This is a genomic window from Bradyrhizobium murdochi (assembly GCF_000472965.1).
Lineage (GTDB): Bacteria > Pseudomonadota > Alphaproteobacteria > Rhizobiales > Xanthobacteraceae > Bradyrhizobium > Bradyrhizobium murdochi.
In genome coordinates this window covers 328,559-345,511 of record NZ_AXAU01000002.1, presented here as the reverse complement: position 1 = coordinate 345,511, position 16,953 = coordinate 328,559, and the positions used below count along the sequence as shown (strand labels likewise).

General features: G+C 63.2%; 16 protein-coding genes. 13 read left to right on the top strand and 3 right to left on the bottom strand.

Annotation, left to right across the window (positions count from 1 at the left end):
- Window positions 1-3: 3 nt before the first annotated feature.
- The 4 genes from YUO_RS0109020 to YUO_RS0109005 all read left to right on the top strand — a co-directional run bounded on the left by YUO_RS0109020 (window position 4) and on the right by YUO_RS0109005 (window position 3,534).
- Window positions 4-453 carry a VOC family protein gene (locus tag YUO_RS0109020; RefSeq protein WP_028346945.1) on the top strand — a complete coding sequence of 150 codons (450 nt, stop codon included), beginning with the start codon at window positions 4-6 and terminating at the stop codon, window positions 451-453.
- A gap of 60 nt (window positions 454-513) precedes the next feature.
- A complete protein-coding gene (locus tag YUO_RS0109015; protein WP_051379338.1) occupies window positions 514-1,089 on the top strand; it encodes a GNAT family N-acetyltransferase in 576 nt (191 codons plus the stop codon).
- 69 nt (window positions 1,090-1,158) lie between these two features.
- Complete coding sequence (gene rnhB / locus YUO_RS0109010; RefSeq protein WP_035726326.1) at window positions 1,159-1,950, top strand: ribonuclease HII; 792 nt, start codon at window positions 1,159-1,161, stop codon at window positions 1,948-1,950.
- 78 nt (window positions 1,951-2,028) lie between these two features.
- The gene (locus YUO_RS0109005; protein ID WP_028346942.1) at window positions 2,029-3,534 is read left to right on the top strand and encodes a glycosyltransferase family 39 protein; all 1,506 of its coding nucleotides are present in this window, start codon (window positions 2,029-2,031) and stop codon (window positions 3,532-3,534) included.
- 123 nt (window positions 3,535-3,657) lie between these two features.
- Here YUO_RS0109005 and YUO_RS0109000 read toward each other — a convergent pair whose 3' ends face one another.
- Window positions 3,658-4,479 carry a uracil-DNA glycosylase gene (locus tag YUO_RS0109000; RefSeq protein WP_028346941.1) on the bottom strand — a complete coding sequence of 274 codons (822 nt, stop codon included), beginning with the start codon at window positions 4,477-4,479 and terminating at the stop codon, window positions 3,658-3,660.
- A gap of 133 nt (window positions 4,480-4,612) precedes the next feature.
- Here YUO_RS0109000 and YUO_RS0108995 point away from each other — a divergent pair, with 133 nt between their 5' ends.
- The 3 genes from YUO_RS0108995 to YUO_RS0108985 all read left to right on the top strand — a co-directional run bounded on the left by YUO_RS0108995 (window position 4,613) and on the right by YUO_RS0108985 (window position 9,241).
- Window positions 4,613-6,271, top strand: a complete 1,659-nt coding sequence (locus YUO_RS0108995; RefSeq protein ID WP_028346940.1) for an electron transfer flavoprotein-ubiquinone oxidoreductase — start codon at window positions 4,613-4,615, stop codon at window positions 6,269-6,271.
- A gap of 264 nt (window positions 6,272-6,535) precedes the next feature.
- Complete coding sequence (locus YUO_RS0108990; RefSeq protein ID WP_028346939.1) at window positions 6,536-8,329, top strand: tetratricopeptide repeat protein; 1,794 nt, start codon at window positions 6,536-6,538, stop codon at window positions 8,327-8,329.
- Window positions 8,330-8,356: 27 nt separating this feature from the next.
- Window positions 8,357-9,241, top strand: coding sequence for a 4-(cytidine 5'-diphospho)-2-C-methyl-D-erythritol kinase (locus YUO_RS0108985; protein ID WP_028346938.1), 885 nt, complete (start codon window positions 8,357-8,359; stop codon window positions 9,239-9,241).
- Here the strand turns inward: YUO_RS0108985 and YUO_RS0108980 are convergent.
- Together YUO_RS0108980 and YUO_RS0108975 are read right to left on the bottom strand one after the other, a co-directional pair.
- Complete coding sequence (locus YUO_RS0108980; RefSeq protein ID WP_028346937.1) at window positions 9,238-9,867, bottom strand: LysE family translocator; 630 nt, start codon at window positions 9,865-9,867, stop codon at window positions 9,238-9,240. The genes YUO_RS0108985 and YUO_RS0108980 overlap by 4 nt on opposite strands.
- 104 nt (window positions 9,868-9,971) lie before the next feature.
- Window positions 9,972-10,982 carry a polyprenyl synthetase family protein gene (locus YUO_RS0108975; protein WP_028346936.1) on the bottom strand — a complete coding sequence of 337 codons (1,011 nt, stop codon included), beginning with the start codon at window positions 10,980-10,982 and terminating at the stop codon, window positions 9,972-9,974.
- 134 nt (window positions 10,983-11,116) lie between these two features.
- Between YUO_RS0108975 and YUO_RS0108970 the strand changes: the two genes are divergently transcribed.
- From YUO_RS0108970 to glyS, 6 genes are all read left to right on the top strand, one after another.
- A complete protein-coding gene (locus YUO_RS0108970; RefSeq protein WP_028346935.1) occupies window positions 11,117-11,344 on the top strand; it encodes a putative signal transducing protein in 228 nt (75 codons plus the stop codon).
- A complete protein-coding gene (locus tag YUO_RS0108965) occupies window positions 11,337-12,098 on the top strand; it encodes a tRNA1(Val) (adenine(37)-N6)-methyltransferase (protein WP_028346934.1) in 762 nt (253 codons plus the stop codon). The genes YUO_RS0108970 and YUO_RS0108965 overlap by 8 nt, the downstream gene beginning before the upstream one ends.
- 249 nt (window positions 12,099-12,347) lie before the next feature.
- On the top strand, window positions 12,348-13,253 hold the full coding sequence (locus YUO_RS0108955; RefSeq protein WP_028346933.1) for a S49 family peptidase: 906 nt from the start codon (window positions 12,348-12,350) through the stop codon (window positions 13,251-13,253).
- Between the two features lie 208 nt (window positions 13,254-13,461).
- Window positions 13,462-13,653, top strand: coding sequence for a hypothetical protein (locus YUO_RS0108950; protein WP_028346932.1), 192 nt, complete (start codon window positions 13,462-13,464; stop codon window positions 13,651-13,653).
- Between the two features lie 128 nt (window positions 13,654-13,781).
- The gene (locus YUO_RS0108945) at window positions 13,782-14,717 is read left to right on the top strand and encodes a glycine--tRNA ligase subunit alpha (RefSeq protein ID WP_028346931.1); all 936 of its coding nucleotides are present in this window, start codon (window positions 13,782-13,784) and stop codon (window positions 14,715-14,717) included.
- Window positions 14,717-16,951: a glycine--tRNA ligase subunit beta gene (gene glyS / locus YUO_RS0108940; RefSeq protein ID WP_028346930.1), complete on the top strand. Its 2,235-nt coding sequence runs from the start codon at window positions 14,717-14,719 to the stop codon at window positions 16,949-16,951. The genes YUO_RS0108945 and glyS overlap by 1 nt, the downstream gene beginning before the upstream one ends.
- Window positions 16,952-16,953: the final 2 nt, after the last annotated feature.

The following is a 16,953-nucleotide window of genomic DNA, read 5'->3' as shown; positions in this document are numbered from 1 at the left end:
TGCATGAGCACTGACAGGCCAATCCCCCGGTTCACGGTCATCACGCTCGGCGTCAGCGACATGCGCGCCAGCATCGCCTTTTATGAGGCGCTCGGTTTTGCAAGAAAAATGCGCGCAACCGGTGAGGCCGTCGCTTTCTTCGACACTGGCGGCACGGTGATTGCGCTCTACCCGTGGGATCAACTCGCCGGCGACGCCAAGCTGCCGGATCAGCCGCGGCCGAAGACGTTTCGCGGCACGACGCTCGCCTGGAATTGCAGCTCTACCAAGGAGGTGGACGCTGCGCTCGAGTTCGCCATCTCCTGCGGCGCGTCGCTGTTGAAGCCCGCGGACAAGACTGAATACGGCGGCTATTCCGGCTATTTCGCCGATCCCGACGACCACATTTGGGAAGTCGTGGTGGCGCCCGGCATCGAGGTCGGCGACGACCGGCGGGTGCATCTGCCGGATTAATCGCGCGACGTTGCGGCAGCGCCACTTCTCCCGGCCGGTGAATTGCCGTATTGCGGTTTGATGAACCAGCAGCCCGCGCCAGCGTCGGAAGAGCAGCCGCTCGTCATTCTGACAACGCCGCGCCTGATTCTGCGCGCTGCGGTTGAAACGGACATACCGGTCCTGCAGGATCTCATTCTTGGCGACAGCGATGTAATGCGCTTGGCATTCGCCGGAGCACCGATGGCAAGGGACGCTGCCGAGGACTTCATTCGGCGATTCTTCACCTTCGGTGGCAGCCCCACGGGGATGGCGGTTCTGACCGAAAAGCCTGCGGGTGAAATCATCGGCTTTGCCGGCTTGTCCTCATGCGATGCGTTGGGAACTAACGATTTTGAGATCGGGTTTGTGCTTGCGCGCCGGGTATGGGGTCGGGGGATCGCGACCGAAATTGGAAAGGCGCAGCTCGCGTTCGGGTTTGACCACCTCAAATGCGAAAGATTACTTGCACTGGTCGATCCGAGAAATGCGCCATCCATTCGTGCCCTTGAGAAGCTCGGAATGCGTTACCGGCAGACGATTGCGGCGCCCAAGCGTGGCAGCCGGAGCGTTTATGTGATCGAGGCCGGGGAGTGGCGACGAGGTCACGCTGAATAGGCTGAATAGTGGGAATTGTCTCGGGTTCCCGGTTGCGCGCTGCCGCGCGCTGGCGCACGAATCCCGGCCATGATTCGGGACAACTCCACCAAGAAAACTGACGGGAAGTCGGACAAGAAGGCCGGCAAGGAGCAGGCCGAGCCGCCCAAGGGCGTCATCACGCTTGCGCCGCCGAGCTTTCGCCGCGAGCGGGCGCTGATCAAGCGCGGCGTCTGGCCGGTCGCCGGCTGCGACGAGGCGGGGCGCGGTCCCTTGGCGGGTCCGGTGGTGGCGGCCGCGGTCATCCTCGATCCCAAGCGAATCCCCAAAGGCATCGACGATTCCAAGCGGCTGACGCCCGAACGCCGCGAGGAACTGTTCGAGGAGATCTGCGCAACCTCGTCGTTTGCGGTCGCCTTTGCCTCGCCCGCGCGGATCGACCGCGACAATATCTTGCGCGCTTCGCTCTGGGCGCTGGCGCGTTCCGTGCGCGCGCTGCCCGAAATGCCGAAGCATGTGTTCGTCGACGGCCGCGACAAGATCGATGCGCCCTGCGACTGTGACGCCGTCATCGGCGGCGACGGCCTTGTCGTGTCGATCGCAGCCGCCTCGATCATCGCCAAGGTGACGCGCGACCGCCTGATGAGCGCATTGGCGCTGGATTGTCCAGGTTACGGCTTCGAAACCCACAAGGGCTACGCGGTGCCGGAACACCGCGAGGCGCTGGACCGCCTCGGTCCAAGCATCCACCACCGCCGGTTTTTTGCACCCGTCATTGCCGCGCGGCTGAAACATTTCCCCGAGACGGTCGAAGAGGCGATCGAACCCGACCTCTTCAGCGTGGACGAAGAGATTGCTTCCGAGGTCTCGGCCACGATCTGAGATCGGTTGCCTCGACGGCTCCTGCGCTCTATCAAACGTCAGGGGACAGGGCTGCCCGGCCCGGCATTCGGACGTTTCATGCGCTTCACCTCGCTCGTTGTCGAACTGATCCGCGCCCGGCCGCGGCTGGTGGTCTGGCTCGTGGTGTTGGTCCAGGCCGCAATCTGGCTGATCCTGCCGATGCTGCTGTACCGCAGCCCGCCCGGTGATCTTGCGACCGCACTGGCCTTCGGCCGGGAATACCAGGTCGGAACCTGGCTCGGTCCGCCGCTGGCTTTCTGGCTCGCCGACATCGCGTTTCGCGCCGCCGGCAACCATATGTTTGGCGTCTATCTGCTGGCGCAGGTCTGCGCCGTCGTCACCTTCTGGATCTACTATCAACTGGGCCGCGCGATTGTCGGCGGGCAGCAGGCGGTGCTCGCAGTGCTGCTGTCGATGACGGTGGTGGCCTTCTCTTCGCCCGGCGTCGAGTTCGGCCCGCTGGTGCTGGCGCGCCCGCTATGGGCGCTGCTTTTGCTGCATTCCTGGCAATTGATCGGTCAGAACCGGCGCAACGCCTGGTTCGCCTGGTCGATCGAGGCCGGGCTTTTACTGCTGACGACGCCGGCCGCGCTCGGATTGTTGCTGCTGCTCGCCGGATTTGCCGTTGCCACCGCGCGGGGGCGGCGCGTGCTGATGTCGCCCGATCCGCTCTATGCGCTGCTCGTGATCGCCGTCCTGGTCTTGCCCTATCTGATCTGGTTGCTCCGCGCCGATGCGCTCGCGATGCCGCCGTGGCCGGCGATTTCCGATCTCGGCGGGCGCATCGTCCAATGGGGCTGGCTGCTCGTTGGCCTCGTGCTCGCAATGTCCGCCATCGTGCTGCTGGCGATCCTCAACTCCGGCCGGTTCGCCCGCCAGGCCGGGGAGGCGCCGATCATCTACCGGCCGCCGGTCGATCCGCTGGCGCGCGACTTCGTCTATTTCTTTGCGCTTGCGCCGGCGCTGCTCGGAAGCCTGATCGCGGGCATCTTCAACCTCGATCATGTCGTCGGCGGGGAGGGCGTCGCCTTGCTGATGTCGGGGCTCGCCGTAATCGTGGCGAGCGGCGATCTGATCCATCTGCGGCGCCAGCGCCTGTTGCGGACGCTATGGGCGGCGGCGGTCGTCGCGCCTGCCTTGGTGACGATTGCAGCCACGCTGTTTTTGCCATGGACCGCGAACGAAGTGCCGACTTCGCTGCCGGCAAAGGCGATCGCACATTTCTTCGGCGACAGCTTTGAGCGCCGGACCAACCAGCGCCTGCGCGCGGTCGCCGGCGATCCGCAACTGGCGGGCTTCATCGCCATGAGCAGCGGGCGCCCGCACCTATTGCTCGATGCCACGCCGGAGCGGACCCCATGGCTGTCGGTCGCGAAATTCAACGAGACCGGCGGCGTCGTGGTCTGGCGCGCCTCCGACACCTCGGGCGCGCCGCCTCCCGACATCGCGCAACGGTTTCCCGGCCTGGTGCCGGAAGTGCCGCGCGCCTTCGAATGGATGGTGAACGGCCGCCAGCCATTGCTGCGGATCGGCTGGGCAATCGTGCGGCCGAAGGCGCCGTAACGTTTCTACGGTGCATCGCCGAGGCGCCGCGCCGGATCAGTAGGGTGGGCAAAAGCGAAGCGTGCCCACCATCACGAGCACGGACAGGATGGTGGGCACGGCGCGTTCGCGCCTTTGCCCACCCTACGAAGCCTCCAGCGCCTTCGCGATCGCGCGCAGGTCCTGCCAGGACATCCGCTTGTAGGACGGCGAGCGCAACAAATAGGCCGGGTGGAACGTCGCCATGGCGCGGATGGTGCGGGTGCCGGTGTCGTAGTCGAACCATCTTCCGCGGGTCTTCATGATGCCATCGCGGGTCGACAGCAGCGTTTGCGTCGAGGGGTTGCCGAGCGTCACCAGTATGTCGGGGTTCACGAGTTCGATCTGCCGCTGGATGAACGGCAGGCAGATTTGCGTCTCCTGCGGCGTTGGCGTTCGGTTGCCGGGCGGCCGCCAGGGAATCACGTTGGCGATGTAGGCCTTGCTGCGGTCTAGTCCGATCGCCGCGATCATCCGGTCCAGCAACTTGCCGGAACGTCCGACGAAGGGCAGGCCCTCGATGTCTTCGTCGCGTCCGGGTGCTTCGCCGACGAACATGACGCGCGCCTGCGGGTTGCCGTCGGCAAACACCAGCCGCGTTGCGGTGTTTCGGAGCGCGCAGCCCTCGAAAGTTTCCAGGAGCGCACGCAGCGCTTCCAGCGTCGGCGCCGTTCGCGCCGCCTCGCGCGCGAGAGCGATGGCGGCTTCAGGCGCGGGCGCTATTTCGCTGCGCGGAACTGTCGGCATTGCGGCGGGCATTTCCCTGACGGGGCGGAGTGACGCAGTCTCGCGGACAGCGATGGGGGCAGCAGGGGTGTCGGCCTCGGTCAGCCGATCGACTGGTTCCTCCATCAACGCGCAATCGACCCCGGCCTCCAGATAAAAAGCCAGCAATTGCCTGAGATTAGGCGCGGGTTCGGGGATCAAATCCATGCTGCCAATCTAATATGGATCGAGCCGGCGTGAAACGCCTCGCATTGCATTTCCATGGTTGTCCTCCCCGCAAAAATCGGAAACAACGAGCCTTTAGAGCCGTTCTCAATTGGGCTGAGATCAGATCATGAGTGCAGAAGAACTTCCTCCCCGCGAATCCATGGAATTCGACGTCGTGATCGTCGGCGCCGGGCCGTCTGGCCTCGCTGCGGCGATCCGGCTGAAGCAGCTCAATGCCGATCTCAGCATCGTCGTGGTGGAGAAGGGTTCCGAGGTCGGCGCGCACATCCTGTCGGGCGCGGTGATCGATCCGGTGTCGCTCGACAAGCTGATTCCGGATTGGCGTGAGGACGCCGATTGCCCGCTCAAAACGCAGGTCAAGGACGACCGCTTCTACTGGACCACCGCGACCAGCGCGATCCGGCTGCCGAACTTCGCAATGCCGCCGCTGATGTACAATCATCACTGCTATATCGGCTCGCTCGGCAATGTCTGCCGCTGGCTCGCGCCGAAGGCCGAGGCGCTCGGCGTCGAAATCTATCCCGGCTTTGCCGCGGCCGAGGTGCTGTATGACGATAACGGCGCGGTGCGTGGCATTGCGACTGGCGACATGGGCATCGCCAGGGACGGCAGCCACAAGGATTCCTACACCCGCGGCATGGAGCTGCTGGGCAAATACACGCTGTTTGCCGAAGGTGCACGCGGCAGCCTGAGCAAGGAACTGATCGCGAAATACTCGCTCGACGCGAAAAGCGAGCCGCCGAAATTCGGCATCGGGTTGAAGGAAGTCTGGGAGATCGATCCCGCCAAGCACCAGAAGGGCCTGATCCAGCATTCGTTCGGCTGGCCGCTGAACAATAAAACCGGCGGCGGCTCGTTCCTCTACCATTACGACGACAACAAGGTGGCGGTCGGTTTCGTCGTGCATCTCAATTACGACGATCCGTATCTCTCGCCGTTCGACGAATTCCAGCGCTTCAAGACGCATCCTTCCATTCGAACCGTGTTCGAAGGCGGCAAGCGTATCTCCTACGGCTCGCGCGCCATCACCGAGGGCGGCTATCAGTCGGTGCCGCGCTTAAGTTTCCCGGGCGGCGCGCTGATCGGCTGTGCGGCGGGCTTCGTTAACGTGCCGCGCATCAAGGGCGTGCACAACGCGATGGGGAGCGGCATGCTCGCCGCCGAACACGTGGCTGCCGCGCTCGGCGCCGGCCGCGCCAATGACGAATTGGTGGAATATGAAAACGCCTGGCGCGATTCCGCCGTAGGCCGAGACCTGCGCCTGGTCCGCAACGTCAAGCCGCTATGGTCGAAATTCGGCACCATCATCGGCGTGGCACTCGGCGGCTTCGACATGTGGTGCAACACGCTGGGCTTCTCGCTGTTCGGAACCCAGTCGCACGCCAAGTCCGACCGCAAGACGCTGGATCCGGCCAAGGCGCATGCGCCGATCGCCTATCCCAAGCCGGATGGCAAGCTCACCTTCGACAAGTCGTCTTCGGTGTTCCTCTCCAACACCAACCATGAGGAGGACCAGCCGGTTCATCTCAAGGTCGCCGACATGAACCTGCAGAAGACATCCGAGTACGATGTCTATGCCGGTCCGTCGAACCGCTATTGCCCGGCTGGCGTCTATGAATGGGTCGAGGAGGCCTCGGGTCCGCGCTTCCAGATCAACGCCCAGAACTGCGTCCACTGCAAAACCTGCGATGTGAAGGACCCGAACGGCAATATCACCTGGGTTCCGCCGGAAGGCGGCGGCGGGCCCAATTACCAGGGCATGTAAGAGGCCATATAGACCACGATTGCGTGAGTTGGAGGAGGGTGATACCGCCTCCGGCCACGATACCGCCACAGTAAAAGCGTTTCCGGGTTGGGCTGGCTAAATCGGAGCCTTAAGGGCCTATCTGCCAATCGATTCGCCAACCCGTATCCTTGCGGTTGAAGGCCAAAAGCGGCATTGTCGCTGCCTGAGATGCCGCCGCTTGGGTTTGCATTCGAGACCGATCGTAACGATCCCGCCATACATCCTGGAGCTAGGCGAACTGTGATGCTTTCCACTCGTATGAATCGTTGGACCATCGCCGCAATTACTGTTGCCAGCCTGGCCGCGCCTGGCGTGGCTCCTGGTGTGGCTTGGGCCCAGACGCCCGAACATACGGCCGACAACGCCGCGCAATTCCCCACTAAATCCGATCTGAAATCGCTGACGACGGCGGGCAGCTATCTCGCCGCACGCCACGCCAGCGTCGAGCGCGATGCGGCCTCGGCTGCAGCATTCTATCGCTCCGCGCTGCGCACCGATCCGAAGAACAACGAACTCCTGGATCGCGCCTTCATCTCTTCGCTCGCCGATGGCGACATCGATGAAGCGGTCAAGCTCGCCGATCGCATCCTGACGATGGACAAGGCGAACCGCGTCGCGCGGCTGGTGGTCGGCGTCCGCGACCTCAAGCAGAAGAAATATGCGGCCGCGCAGCTCAACATCAACCAGTCGATCCGCGGACCGATCACCGACCTAGTGGCGACGCTGTTGTCGGGATGGGCGAGCTACGGCGCGGGCGATGCCAAGACCGCGGTTGCCAATATCGACAAGCTGACCGGACCTGAATGGTATCCGATCTTCAAGGATCTCCACACCGGCATGATCCTGGAGATCTCGGGCAAGGACAAGGACGCCGGCACGCGGTTTGAGCGCGCCTACAAGCTCGACGATTCGATGCTGCGCGTATCCGACGCCTATGCGCGCTGGCTGTCGCGCAACAAGGATGGCGCGGCGGCGGCCGGCATTTACGAAGCGTTCGACAAGAAGTTGCCGCGGCATCCGCTGGTGCAGGAAGGCCTGCGCGAGACCCGAGCCGGCAAGAAGATGTCGGCGCTGGTCGATTCGGCGCAGGCCGGCGCGGCCGAGGCGCTGTACGGCATCGGCGCCACGCTGACCCGCCGCGGCGGCGAGGATCTGGCGCTGGTCTATCTGCAGCTCGCGCTCTACCTGCAGCCCAATCATCCGCTGGCGCTGTTGTCGCTCGCCGATCTCTACGAGTCCGTGAAGAAGCCGCAGATGGCGATCAAGGTCTACGAGCGCATGCCGGCCAGTTCGCCGCTCAAGCGCAATGCGCAGATCCAGCTCGCCACCAATCTCGACGCCGCCGACCGCAGCGAAGAGGCGATCAAGATCCTGAAGGGCGTCACCGCGGAGGCGCCGAAGGACATCGAAGCCATCATGGCGCTCGGCAACATCGAGCGCGGCCGCAAGAAGTTCAGCGATTGCGCCAATACCTATACACTTGCGATCGACGCGATGCCCGGGGTGACGGACAAGAACACCTGGGTCACTTATTACTATCGCGGCATTTGCGAGGAACGTTCCAAGCAGTGGAGCAAGGCCGAGGCCGACATGCGCAAGGCGCTGGAGCTGCAGCCCGAGCAACCGCATGTCCTGAACTATCTCGGCTATTCCTGGATCGACCAGGGCATCAACCTCGACGAAGGCATGAAGATGATCCGGCGCGCCGTCGACCAGCGCCCCGATGACGGTTACATCGTGGATTCGCTGGGCTGGGCGTTTTACCGGATCGGCAATTTTGAAGACGCGGTAAAGCATCTCGAGCGTGCGATCGACCTCAAGCCGGAGGATCCGACCATCAATGACCATCTCGGCGATGCCTATTGGCGCGTCGGGCGGACGCTGGAAGCCAAATTCCAGTGGGCCCATGCACGCGACCTCAAGCCCGAGGCGGAGGAATTGCCGAAGATCGAAGCCAAGATTGCCAACGGCCTGCCCGAAGACACTTCCTCTGCGGCTTCCGCCGACAAGAAGAAAGAAGACGGCAGGGGTGGCTGAGGCAAGGACTTTGGGGGCTGTTCGGCAATGCCGCTGTTGAACGACAAGGCGCGCGCGAAGGTCAACCTGACCTTGCGGGTGAATGGCCGCCGTGCCGACGGCTACCATGATCTCGAAAGCGTGGTGGCGTTCGCCGACTGCGCCGACCGGCTGACGCTGACGCCGGGTTCGGATCTGGATTTGAAGATGTCGGGTCCGCTGGCGCTGGCCTGCGGCGAGACCTCGGACAATCTGGTGCTCAAGGCCGCGCGTCTCTTGGCCGAGCGCGTGCCCGATATGAAAGCCGGCAGCTTTACGCTCGACAAGGTGTTGCCGGTCGCGGCCGGAATCGGCGGCGGTTCGGCCGATGCCGCGGCGGCGCTGCGGTTGCTTGCACAGTTGAACGGGCTCGCGCTCGACGATCCCCGCATCGTCGAGGTCGCGCAACTGACCGGCGCCGACGTCCCGGTCTGCGTCAACTCGCGCGGCTGCGTCATGACCGGCGTCGGCGAAACGCTGCTACCGCTCAGTCTGCCGAAGATGCCGTGCGTGATGGTTAACCCCGGCGTTGCCGTCTCGACCCGCGACGTTTTCAACGCGCTCGGCCTGCGCAGCGGAGAATTGCTGGTCGGCGTCACCGACGTGCTGCTGCGGGACCGCTGGCCGGACGAGAAGGCATCGCTGGAAGATTGGGTCGAAGCGATTGCCGCCAGCTCCAACGATCTGGAAGCGCCCGCCATGCGTGTCCAGCCCGTGATCGGCGAGGTCATCGCAGCGCTCAACGCGACCAACGGCGCCTGGCTGGCACGGATGTCCGGCTCCGGCGCCACCTGCTTTGCGATCTACGAGAACACCGTCGAAGCCGGACGCGCGGCAGAGCAGATCCGGCGCGATCACCCCGGATGGTGGGTGCATGCGGGAACGCTGAGTTAGCTCGCGGGCCGCCGCGCCAGCGCCAGCGAAACACCGAGCCCAGCGATGAACAGCCCCGAACCCTGTCGCAATCGTTGAAACAAGTTCGGCCTGCGCGTGAGACCACTGCGCGCGGTCGCGGCCATCATCACCACGATGATATCGACAAGCGTGTTCAGCGCGACCGAGATCAGGCCCAGCGCCATGAACTGGAGTGCCGGATAGCTGCCGGCCGGATCGAGGAATTGCGGAATGAAGGCCAGGAAGAACGCCGCGGTCTTCGGGTTCAAGGCTTCAACCAGCACGCCTTCCCGAAACGCCTGTTGTGTACCGACCGCGACGGCTTGTTGCGGCACGAGATCGCGCGCCTCGCGAAATGTCTTGATGCCAAGCCACACGAGATAGATCGCGCCGGCGAATTTGAGCGCAGTGAACAGCTCAGCGCTGGCCAGGATGAGCGCCGAGACGCCCAGCCCGCCTGCAATCACATGCACAAGGCCGCCGAGCGCAGTCCCAAATGTCGACGCGATACCGGCGCTCTTGCCGCCCGACAGCGTCCTTGCGGCGACGTAAAAGATTCCTGGACCGGGGACGGCGGCAATGACGAGTGCGGCCAAGAGGAACAATGTGAAATTGGTGCTATTCAATGCGATGTCTCTTGTAGGATGGGTAGAGCGAAGCGAAACCCATCGATTGTCGCCAATGGGGTAAATTGATGGGTATCGCTTCGCTCAACCCATCCTACAGACGGCTAATGCGACCTCGCCAGGCAGAACGCTACGACCTGTTCGAGCGCGGTTTTCATCGGCGAGGCCGGGAATAGCGCCAGCGCGTCGACGGCCATTGCGCCGTAGTGCTGGGCGCGGCTGATCGTATCCTCCAGCGCGCGGTGCTTGGTCATCAAGCCGATGGCGTGATCGAGGTCGCTGTCGCCGATCTCGCCGCGCTCCAATGCCTTGATCCAGAACTTCCGCTCGCTGTCATTGCCGCGGCGGAACGCCAGCACCACCGGCAGCGTGATCTTGCCTTCGCGGAAATCGTCGCCGATGTTCTTGCCGAGTTTCGCGGCCTTGCCGCCATAATCCAGCACGTCGTCGACGAGCTGGAATGCGATGCCGAGATTCATGCCGACCGAGCGGCATGCGGTCTGCTCGGCCTTCGGCCGGTTGGCGATCACGGGTCCGACTTCGCAGGCGGCGGCGAACAGTTCGGCGGTCTTGCCCCTGATCACGGCGAGGTATTCGTCCTCGGTGGTCGCGGTGTTCTTGGCCGCCGCAAGCTGCATCACTTCGCCTTCGGCGATGGTGGCCGCGGCCGAGGAGAGAATGTCGAGCGCACGCAGCGAGCCGACCTCGACCATCATGCGAAAGGCCTGGCCGAGCAGGAAGTCGCCGACCAGCACGCTGGCCTCGTTGCCCCACAGCATCCGCGCCGACAGCTTGCCGCGGCGCAGTTCGCTCTCGTCGACCACGTCGTCATGCAAGAGCGTCGCGGTGTGCATGAATTCGACGGAAGCCGCGAGCTTGATGTGACCATCGCCGGAATAGCCGGCGAGGCCCGCCATCGCCAGCGTCAGCATCGGGCGCAGACGTTTGCCGCCGGATGAGATCAGGTGGTTGGCGACTTCCGGAATCATGGTGACTTCCGATCCCGTGCGCGACAGGATCGTGGCGTTGACCCGCTCCATATCGGCGGCGACCAGCCCGACCAGCGCATCTATCGAAGCGTTCGACGGGCTTTCGAAGGGTACAATAACCGCCACACGGGTCTCCAATTTTGGCCAATTCGCACTATCCTTAATCTACAATAGAAAGTGCCGGCAATCGCGGCAAGGGCACGTAGCGGTTGACAGACCCCGTGCCGTCCGTCGCATCGGGGCGAAAAGGAGAACACCACTTGCGGGAATTGGTCAGGACCAATGATATCGTGCTGGTTTCTGCAATCGGCGCGCTGCTCGACGGCGCCAATATCCATCATCTAGTGCTGGACCAGAACATGAGCGTCATCGAGGGATCGATCGGCATCCTGCCACGCCGCATCCTGGTTCATGAGGACGACAATCGCGCAGCCCGCCAGTTGCTGGCCGAGGCGGGTCTGGCTCACGAATTGCGCCCCGATGACTGACCTCGAACTCACCGAGGATGCGTTTCTCGGCGGGCAATTGCGTTTGAAGCAACTGAAATCGGGACATCGCGCCGGTCACGATGCGGTGCTGCTGGCGGCAGCGACCGCGGCCCGTCCGGGCGACCGCGTGGCCGATCTCGGTGCCGGCATCGGCGTCGCGGGGCTTTCGGTTGCCAGGCGCGTGGCCGGCATCGATCTGGTTCTGGTGGAGATCGATGCTGTGCTGGCGGGTCTTGCGCGCGCCAATGCGGAGGCGAATACGATTCAAGCCGACGTGATCGTGCTTGACGTGGAGGCCGATGCCACGGCCTTTGCCGCTGCCGGACTCCTTCCTGACAGCGTCGATGCGGTACTGATGAATCCGCCCTTCAACGACCCGGCGCGGCATCGCGTCTCGCCGGACACGGCGCGTGGGACTGCGCATATGGCGACCGCAACGACGCTCTCGAAATGGATTCACGCGGCGCGGCGCATTCTCAAATCGAAGGGAGCGCTGACGCTGATCTGGCGCGCCGATGGAATCGCCGAAGTGCTCTCGGCGCTCGATCACGGTTTCGGGAGCCTGCAGGTGCTGCCGGTTCACGGTGACGCACGGGGGCCTGCCAACCGCATCCTGGTTCGCGCCACCAAGGGTGGGCGGGCGCCGACGCAAATCCATGCCGCCCTGATGCTCAATGACGAGCAAGGTCAGCCCCATAAAAGGGTGCAAGAGATTCTGGCGGGGAAGGGAACCTTGCCGCTGGCGAACCTGTAAAGTCGCCCCACAACTCCCAATTACTCGCTATTGCGGAAGCGTCTCGGACTGTTGTTTGGGCGCCGACGTAAAGTGAATCGCGGTCAGAAGGCTGCCGATGAGCATTATCAGCAGGTAGATTTTCATGTCAGTCTCCGCTGCGCCATTGCAGTCTCTCGTCTGCAATTGCAAAAGGCGTCCTGCAAAAAGGCGTTCCGGCCTTTCCAATGACATTGGCGTGATAAAAAATGGTTAATTCGAGGTAACGGCATGAGTGAACAATTAAGTGATCGCACGGGATTGCCGGTCCTCATTGACAGGATGAAACGATTCATTCCGGCAAAATTCCGGCGCGACGTCCCGGTCGTTCCGGTGGTTCGCCTGTCGGGCGTCATCGGTGCGGTGACGCCATTGCGGCCGGGCCTGACGTTGGCCGGCATCGCCAAAACGCTCGAACGCGCGTTCGCCACCCGACACGCCAAGGCGGTGGCGCTGGTGATCAATTCGCCCGGCGGCTCGCCGGTGCAATCGCGTCAGATCTATTTGCGGATCAGGCAGCTTGCTGCGGAAAAGAAACTGCCGGTGCTGGTGTTCGTCGAGGACGTCGCGGCATCCGGCGGCTACATGATCGCCTGCGCGGGCGACGAGATATTCTGCGATCCGTCCTCGATCCTCGGCTCGATCGGCGTGGTCGGCGGCAGTTTCGGCTTTCAGGACCTGATCAAGAGGATTGGTGTCGAGCGGCGGCTTTACACGGCAGGCGAGCATAAGGCGATGCTGGACCCCTTCCTGCCCGAAGACCCGGATGACGTCGCCCGCCTGAAGACGCTTCAGCGCGAGATCCACGCCATCTTCATCGCGCTGGTCAAAGGCAGCCGCGGTGCGCGCCTCAAGGGGGCCGACGACGTCCTGTTCACCGGCGAGTACTGGGCGGGCGAGAGATCGGTATCGCTCGGCCTTGCGGACAAGATCGGCGATCTCCGCTCGACGCTGCGCGAGCGCTATGGTGACAAAGTGCTGACGCCCCTTATCGTGCCGGCAAGCGGAATGCTGGCCGGGCTCCTGGGCCGGAGATCGCCGGGCGCGGGCTCGCTGGCCGACGGTATCGGGGGATTGCCGGAAGACCTGATTTCGGCGCTGGAGACCCGGGCAATTTGGGCCAAATTCGGGTTCTAGAGCGTTTTCAAGCGAAGTGGACACCGGTTCGCGTCAAGAAAACGCGTCAAAACAAGAAGCTAGAGCCCGGTTCTGATTCAATCAGAACCGGGCTCTAGGCCGGGAGTACCCGCGCCATTTAGTCCCAAAAGCGGAATTGCGGCGCAGGCCGGCTTCGGCGAGAATGCAACCCATTGGGGGCTGACACGTGAACGACAAGGATCGACCGATGCCGCCGCTGATCGCATTCGCGGGTGCCCTGGGAGGGCTCGCCGTAGTCCGCTGGGCCTACAAGACCGCTGTCCGTATCAACCGGGAACTCGAAGAGGCACGGCTGGCGCGCGTCGCCGAGGCCACCCAGACGGCCGACATCCCAACGCTGCGCCGCGACCCCGTCACCGGCGCTTACCGGCCGGGCTAGCCACGTCAATCCGGGGGGCGCTGAAGCGCGCCCCGGAATGACGCTACAGGGTTGCCTTGATTCCCTGCCCCTACGCCGATACGGTCCCGCGCACTTTAAAACCCCCCTTCGCGAGGCCGATTCTGCCGATGGACGCTTTGCCTGCCCATATGCGCCCGGAACGTTCGTTCCAGGGCTTCATCCTCGCTCTCCAGCGGTTCTGGGCGGAGCAGGGCTGCGTGATCCTGCAGCCCTACGACATGGAAATGGGCGCAGGCACCTTCCATCCGGCGACGACGCTGCGCGCGTTGGGGCCGAAGCGCTGGAATGCGGCCTATGTGCAGCCCTCGCGCCGGCCGAAGGACGGCCGCTACGGCGAGAACCCCAACCGGCTGCAGCACTACTATCAGTTTCAGGTGATCATGAAGCCGTCGCCGCCGAACCTTCAGGATTTGTATCTGAAGTCGCTGGCCGCGATCGGCATCGATTCAGGTGTACACGACATCCGCTTCGTCGAGGACGATTGGGAAAGCCCGACGCTTGGCGCATGGGGGCTGGGCTGGGAGTGCTGGTGCGACGGCATGGAAGTCAGCCAGTTCACTTACTTCCAGCAGGTCGCGGGCGTCGAATGCGCACCCGTTTCCGGCGAGCTCACCTACGGGCTCGAGCGGCTTGCGATGTATGTGCAGGGCGTCGACCGCGTCTATGATCTCAACTTCAACGGCCGCGACGGCGCCGACAAGGTCACCTATGGCGACGTCTTCCTGCAGGCCGAGCAGGAATATTCCCGGCACAATTTCGAGCACACCGATACGGCGATGCTGTTCGAGCAATTCAAGATGGCGGAAGACGCCTGCAAGAAATATCTCGCGGCCGGGTGGAAGGAGGGCGGTAATCAGAAAGAACATCTGATGGCGCTGCCGGCCTATGACCAGTGCATCAAGGCGAGCCATGTCTTCAACCTGCTCGATGCGCGCGGCGTGATCTCGGTGACGGAGCGGCAGAGCTACATCATGCGCGTGCGCGAATTGGCAAAGGCCTGCGGCGAAGCCTGGGTTCACACCGAAGCGGGCAGGGCGGTCTGATGCCTGATCTTCTGCTGGAATTGTTTTCCGAGGAAATCCCCGCGCGCATGCAGGCGAAGGCGGCGGACGATCTGCGCCGCATGGTGACCGACAAGCTCGTCGCCGAGGGCCTGGTCTATGAAGGCGCGAAAGCGTTTGCGACGCCGCGGCGGCTGGCGCTGACCGTGCACGGCGTTCCGACGCGGCAGTCCGATCTCAAGGAAGAGCGCCGCGGCCCACGCGTCGGCGGCCCTGATGCCGCAATCCAGGGATTCTTGAAGGCGACCGGTCTGGCCAAGATCGAAGACGCCAAGATCCAGACTGACCCGAAGAAGGGCGACTTCTACATCGCGCTGATCGAAAAGCCCGGCCGCGCCACCATCGATGTGCTCGCCGAGATTCTGCCGGTCATCATCCGAACCTTCCCGTGGCCGAAGTCGATGCGCTGGGGCGCACGTTCGACCAAATCGGGTTCACTCTCCTGGGTGCGGCCGCTGCACTCGATCATCGCGACCTTCGGTCTGGAAACCGAAGAGCCCGACGTGGTGAAATTTTCCGTCGACGGCATCGAGGCTGGGCAGACCACGTTCGGCCACCGCTTCATGGCGCCGTCGGCGATTCCGGTGCGCCGCTTCGAAGATTACGAAGCCAAGCTGAAGGCGGCCAAGGTCGTGCTCGACCCGCAGGCGCGCAAGGAGATCATTCTGGCGGATGCCAAGCAATTGGCGTTCGCGCAAGGGTTTGAGCTGGTCGAGGACCAGGGGCTCTTGGACGAGGTCGCCGGCCTTGTCGAGTGGCCGGTGGCATTGATGGGATCGTTCGACGAAGAATATCTCACGATCCCGGACGAGGTGATCCGCGCCACCATCCGCAACAACCAGAAATGCTTTGTGGTGCGCGACCCCAAGACGGGAAAGCTCGTCAACAAGTTCATCCTCACCGCCAACATCGAGGCGACCGATGGCGGCAAGGTGATCGTTGCCGGCAACGAGCGGGTGATCCGCGCGCGGTTGAGCGATGCAAAATTCTTCTATGAGACGGACCTGAAGACGAAGCTGGAAGATCGCCTGAAGAAGTTCGACCAGATCGTGTTTCACGAGAAGCTGGGCACGCAGGCCGAACGCATCAAACGGATCGAACGGCTGGCGGCCGAGATCGCGCCGCTGGTCGGCGCCGACGTCGAAAAGGCCAAGCGCGCCGCTCATCTGGCAAAGGCGGATCTGCTGACCGAGGTCGTCGGCGAATTCCCCGAGCTGCAGGGCTTGATGGGCAAGTACTACGCGCAGGCGCAAGGCGAAGACGACTCCGTCGCCGCCGCGAGCGAGGACCATTATAAGCCGCAAGGGCCTGCTGATCGCGTGCCGACCGATCCGGTGAGCGTCGCGGTCGCGCTGGCCGACAAGATCGACACGCTGGTCGGCTTCTGGGCGATCGACGAGAAGCCGACCGGGAGCAAGGATCCGTACGCGTTGCGCCGAGCGGCTTTGGGTGTGATTCGACTGATCACCGAAAACAATCTTCGTTTACATCTTTACGAACTCTCGATCTTTCATTCGCTTTTCTTCGCTGAGAAGACACTTTCGACTTTCGAAGGAAAGATCGCCAAGAGGGGAGAGCCGCTCGATTTTGTTGTTCCAGGTCTTGCTGACGCCTTGGCTCAGCGTGCTCGTCAAATAACAAGGTCTGAAAAGGTATTCGAAACAGCGTTCGAGCACTATCAGGAGCTTACCAGGGATCTGCTTTCCTTCTTCGCCGACCGCCTGAAGGTCCAACTCCGCGATCAGGGCGCCCGACACGATCTCGTCGATGCCGTGTTTTCGCTCGGTGGCCAGGACGACCTGCTGCTCATCGTCCGCCGGGTCGAGGCACTCGGCAAGTTCCTCGACACTGATGACGGCAAGAACCTCCTTGCAGGGACCAAGCGTGCGAGTAACATCCTCTCGATCGAGGAGAAAAGGGACAAGCGCACGTTCGACGGTGCGCCGGATGCCGGGCTCTACGCGCTTGCCGAAGAAAAGGCGCTCGCCAAGGCGATCAACCAGGTCAAGAGCGAGGCCGGAGCCGCGGTGCAGAAGGAAGATTTCGCCGCCGCGATGAGCGCAATGGCGAAGCTGCGGCCCGCGGTGGATGCGTTCTTCGACAAGGTCAAGGTCAATGCCGATGAACCTGATGTGCGCGAGAATCGACTAAAACTCCTGAACGAAATCCGCGCGGCGACCCGTGCGGTGGCGGATTTTTCCAAGATCGAAGGCTAGAC

Excerpts from the sequence above, each read along its gene's own strand:
- YUO_RS0109020 (WP_028346945.1), top strand. The coding sequence starts at position 4 with ATGAGCACTGACAGGCCAATCCCCCGGTTCACGGTCATCACGCTCGGC.
- YUO_RS0109015 (WP_051379338.1), top strand. The coding sequence starts at position 514 with ATGAACCAGCAGCCCGCGCCAGCGTCGGAAGAGCAGCCGCTCGTCATT.
- rnhB (WP_035726326.1), top strand. The coding sequence starts at position 1,159 with ATGATTCGGGACAACTCCACCAAGAAAACTGACGGGAAGTCGGACAAG.
- YUO_RS0109005 (WP_028346942.1), top strand. The coding sequence starts at position 2,029 with ATGCGCTTCACCTCGCTCGTTGTCGAACTGATCCGCGCCCGGCCGCGG.
- YUO_RS0108995 (WP_028346940.1), top strand. The coding sequence starts at position 4,613 with ATGAGTGCAGAAGAACTTCCTCCCCGCGAATCCATGGAATTCGACGTC.
- YUO_RS0108990 (WP_028346939.1), top strand. The coding sequence starts at position 6,536 with ATGCTTTCCACTCGTATGAATCGTTGGACCATCGCCGCAATTACTGTT.
- YUO_RS0108985 (WP_028346938.1), top strand. The coding sequence starts at position 8,357 with ATGCCGCTGTTGAACGACAAGGCGCGCGCGAAGGTCAACCTGACCTTG.
- YUO_RS0108965 (WP_028346934.1), top strand. The coding sequence starts at position 11,337 with ATGACTGACCTCGAACTCACCGAGGATGCGTTTCTCGGCGGGCAATTG.
- YUO_RS0108955 (WP_028346933.1), top strand. The coding sequence starts at position 12,348 with ATGAGTGAACAATTAAGTGATCGCACGGGATTGCCGGTCCTCATTGAC.
- YUO_RS0108950 (WP_028346932.1), top strand. The coding sequence starts at position 13,462 with ATGCCGCCGCTGATCGCATTCGCGGGTGCCCTGGGAGGGCTCGCCGTA.
- YUO_RS0108945 (WP_028346931.1), top strand. The coding sequence starts at position 13,782 with ATGGACGCTTTGCCTGCCCATATGCGCCCGGAACGTTCGTTCCAGGGC.
- glyS (WP_028346930.1), top strand. The coding sequence starts at position 14,717 with ATGCCTGATCTTCTGCTGGAATTGTTTTCCGAGGAAATCCCCGCGCGC.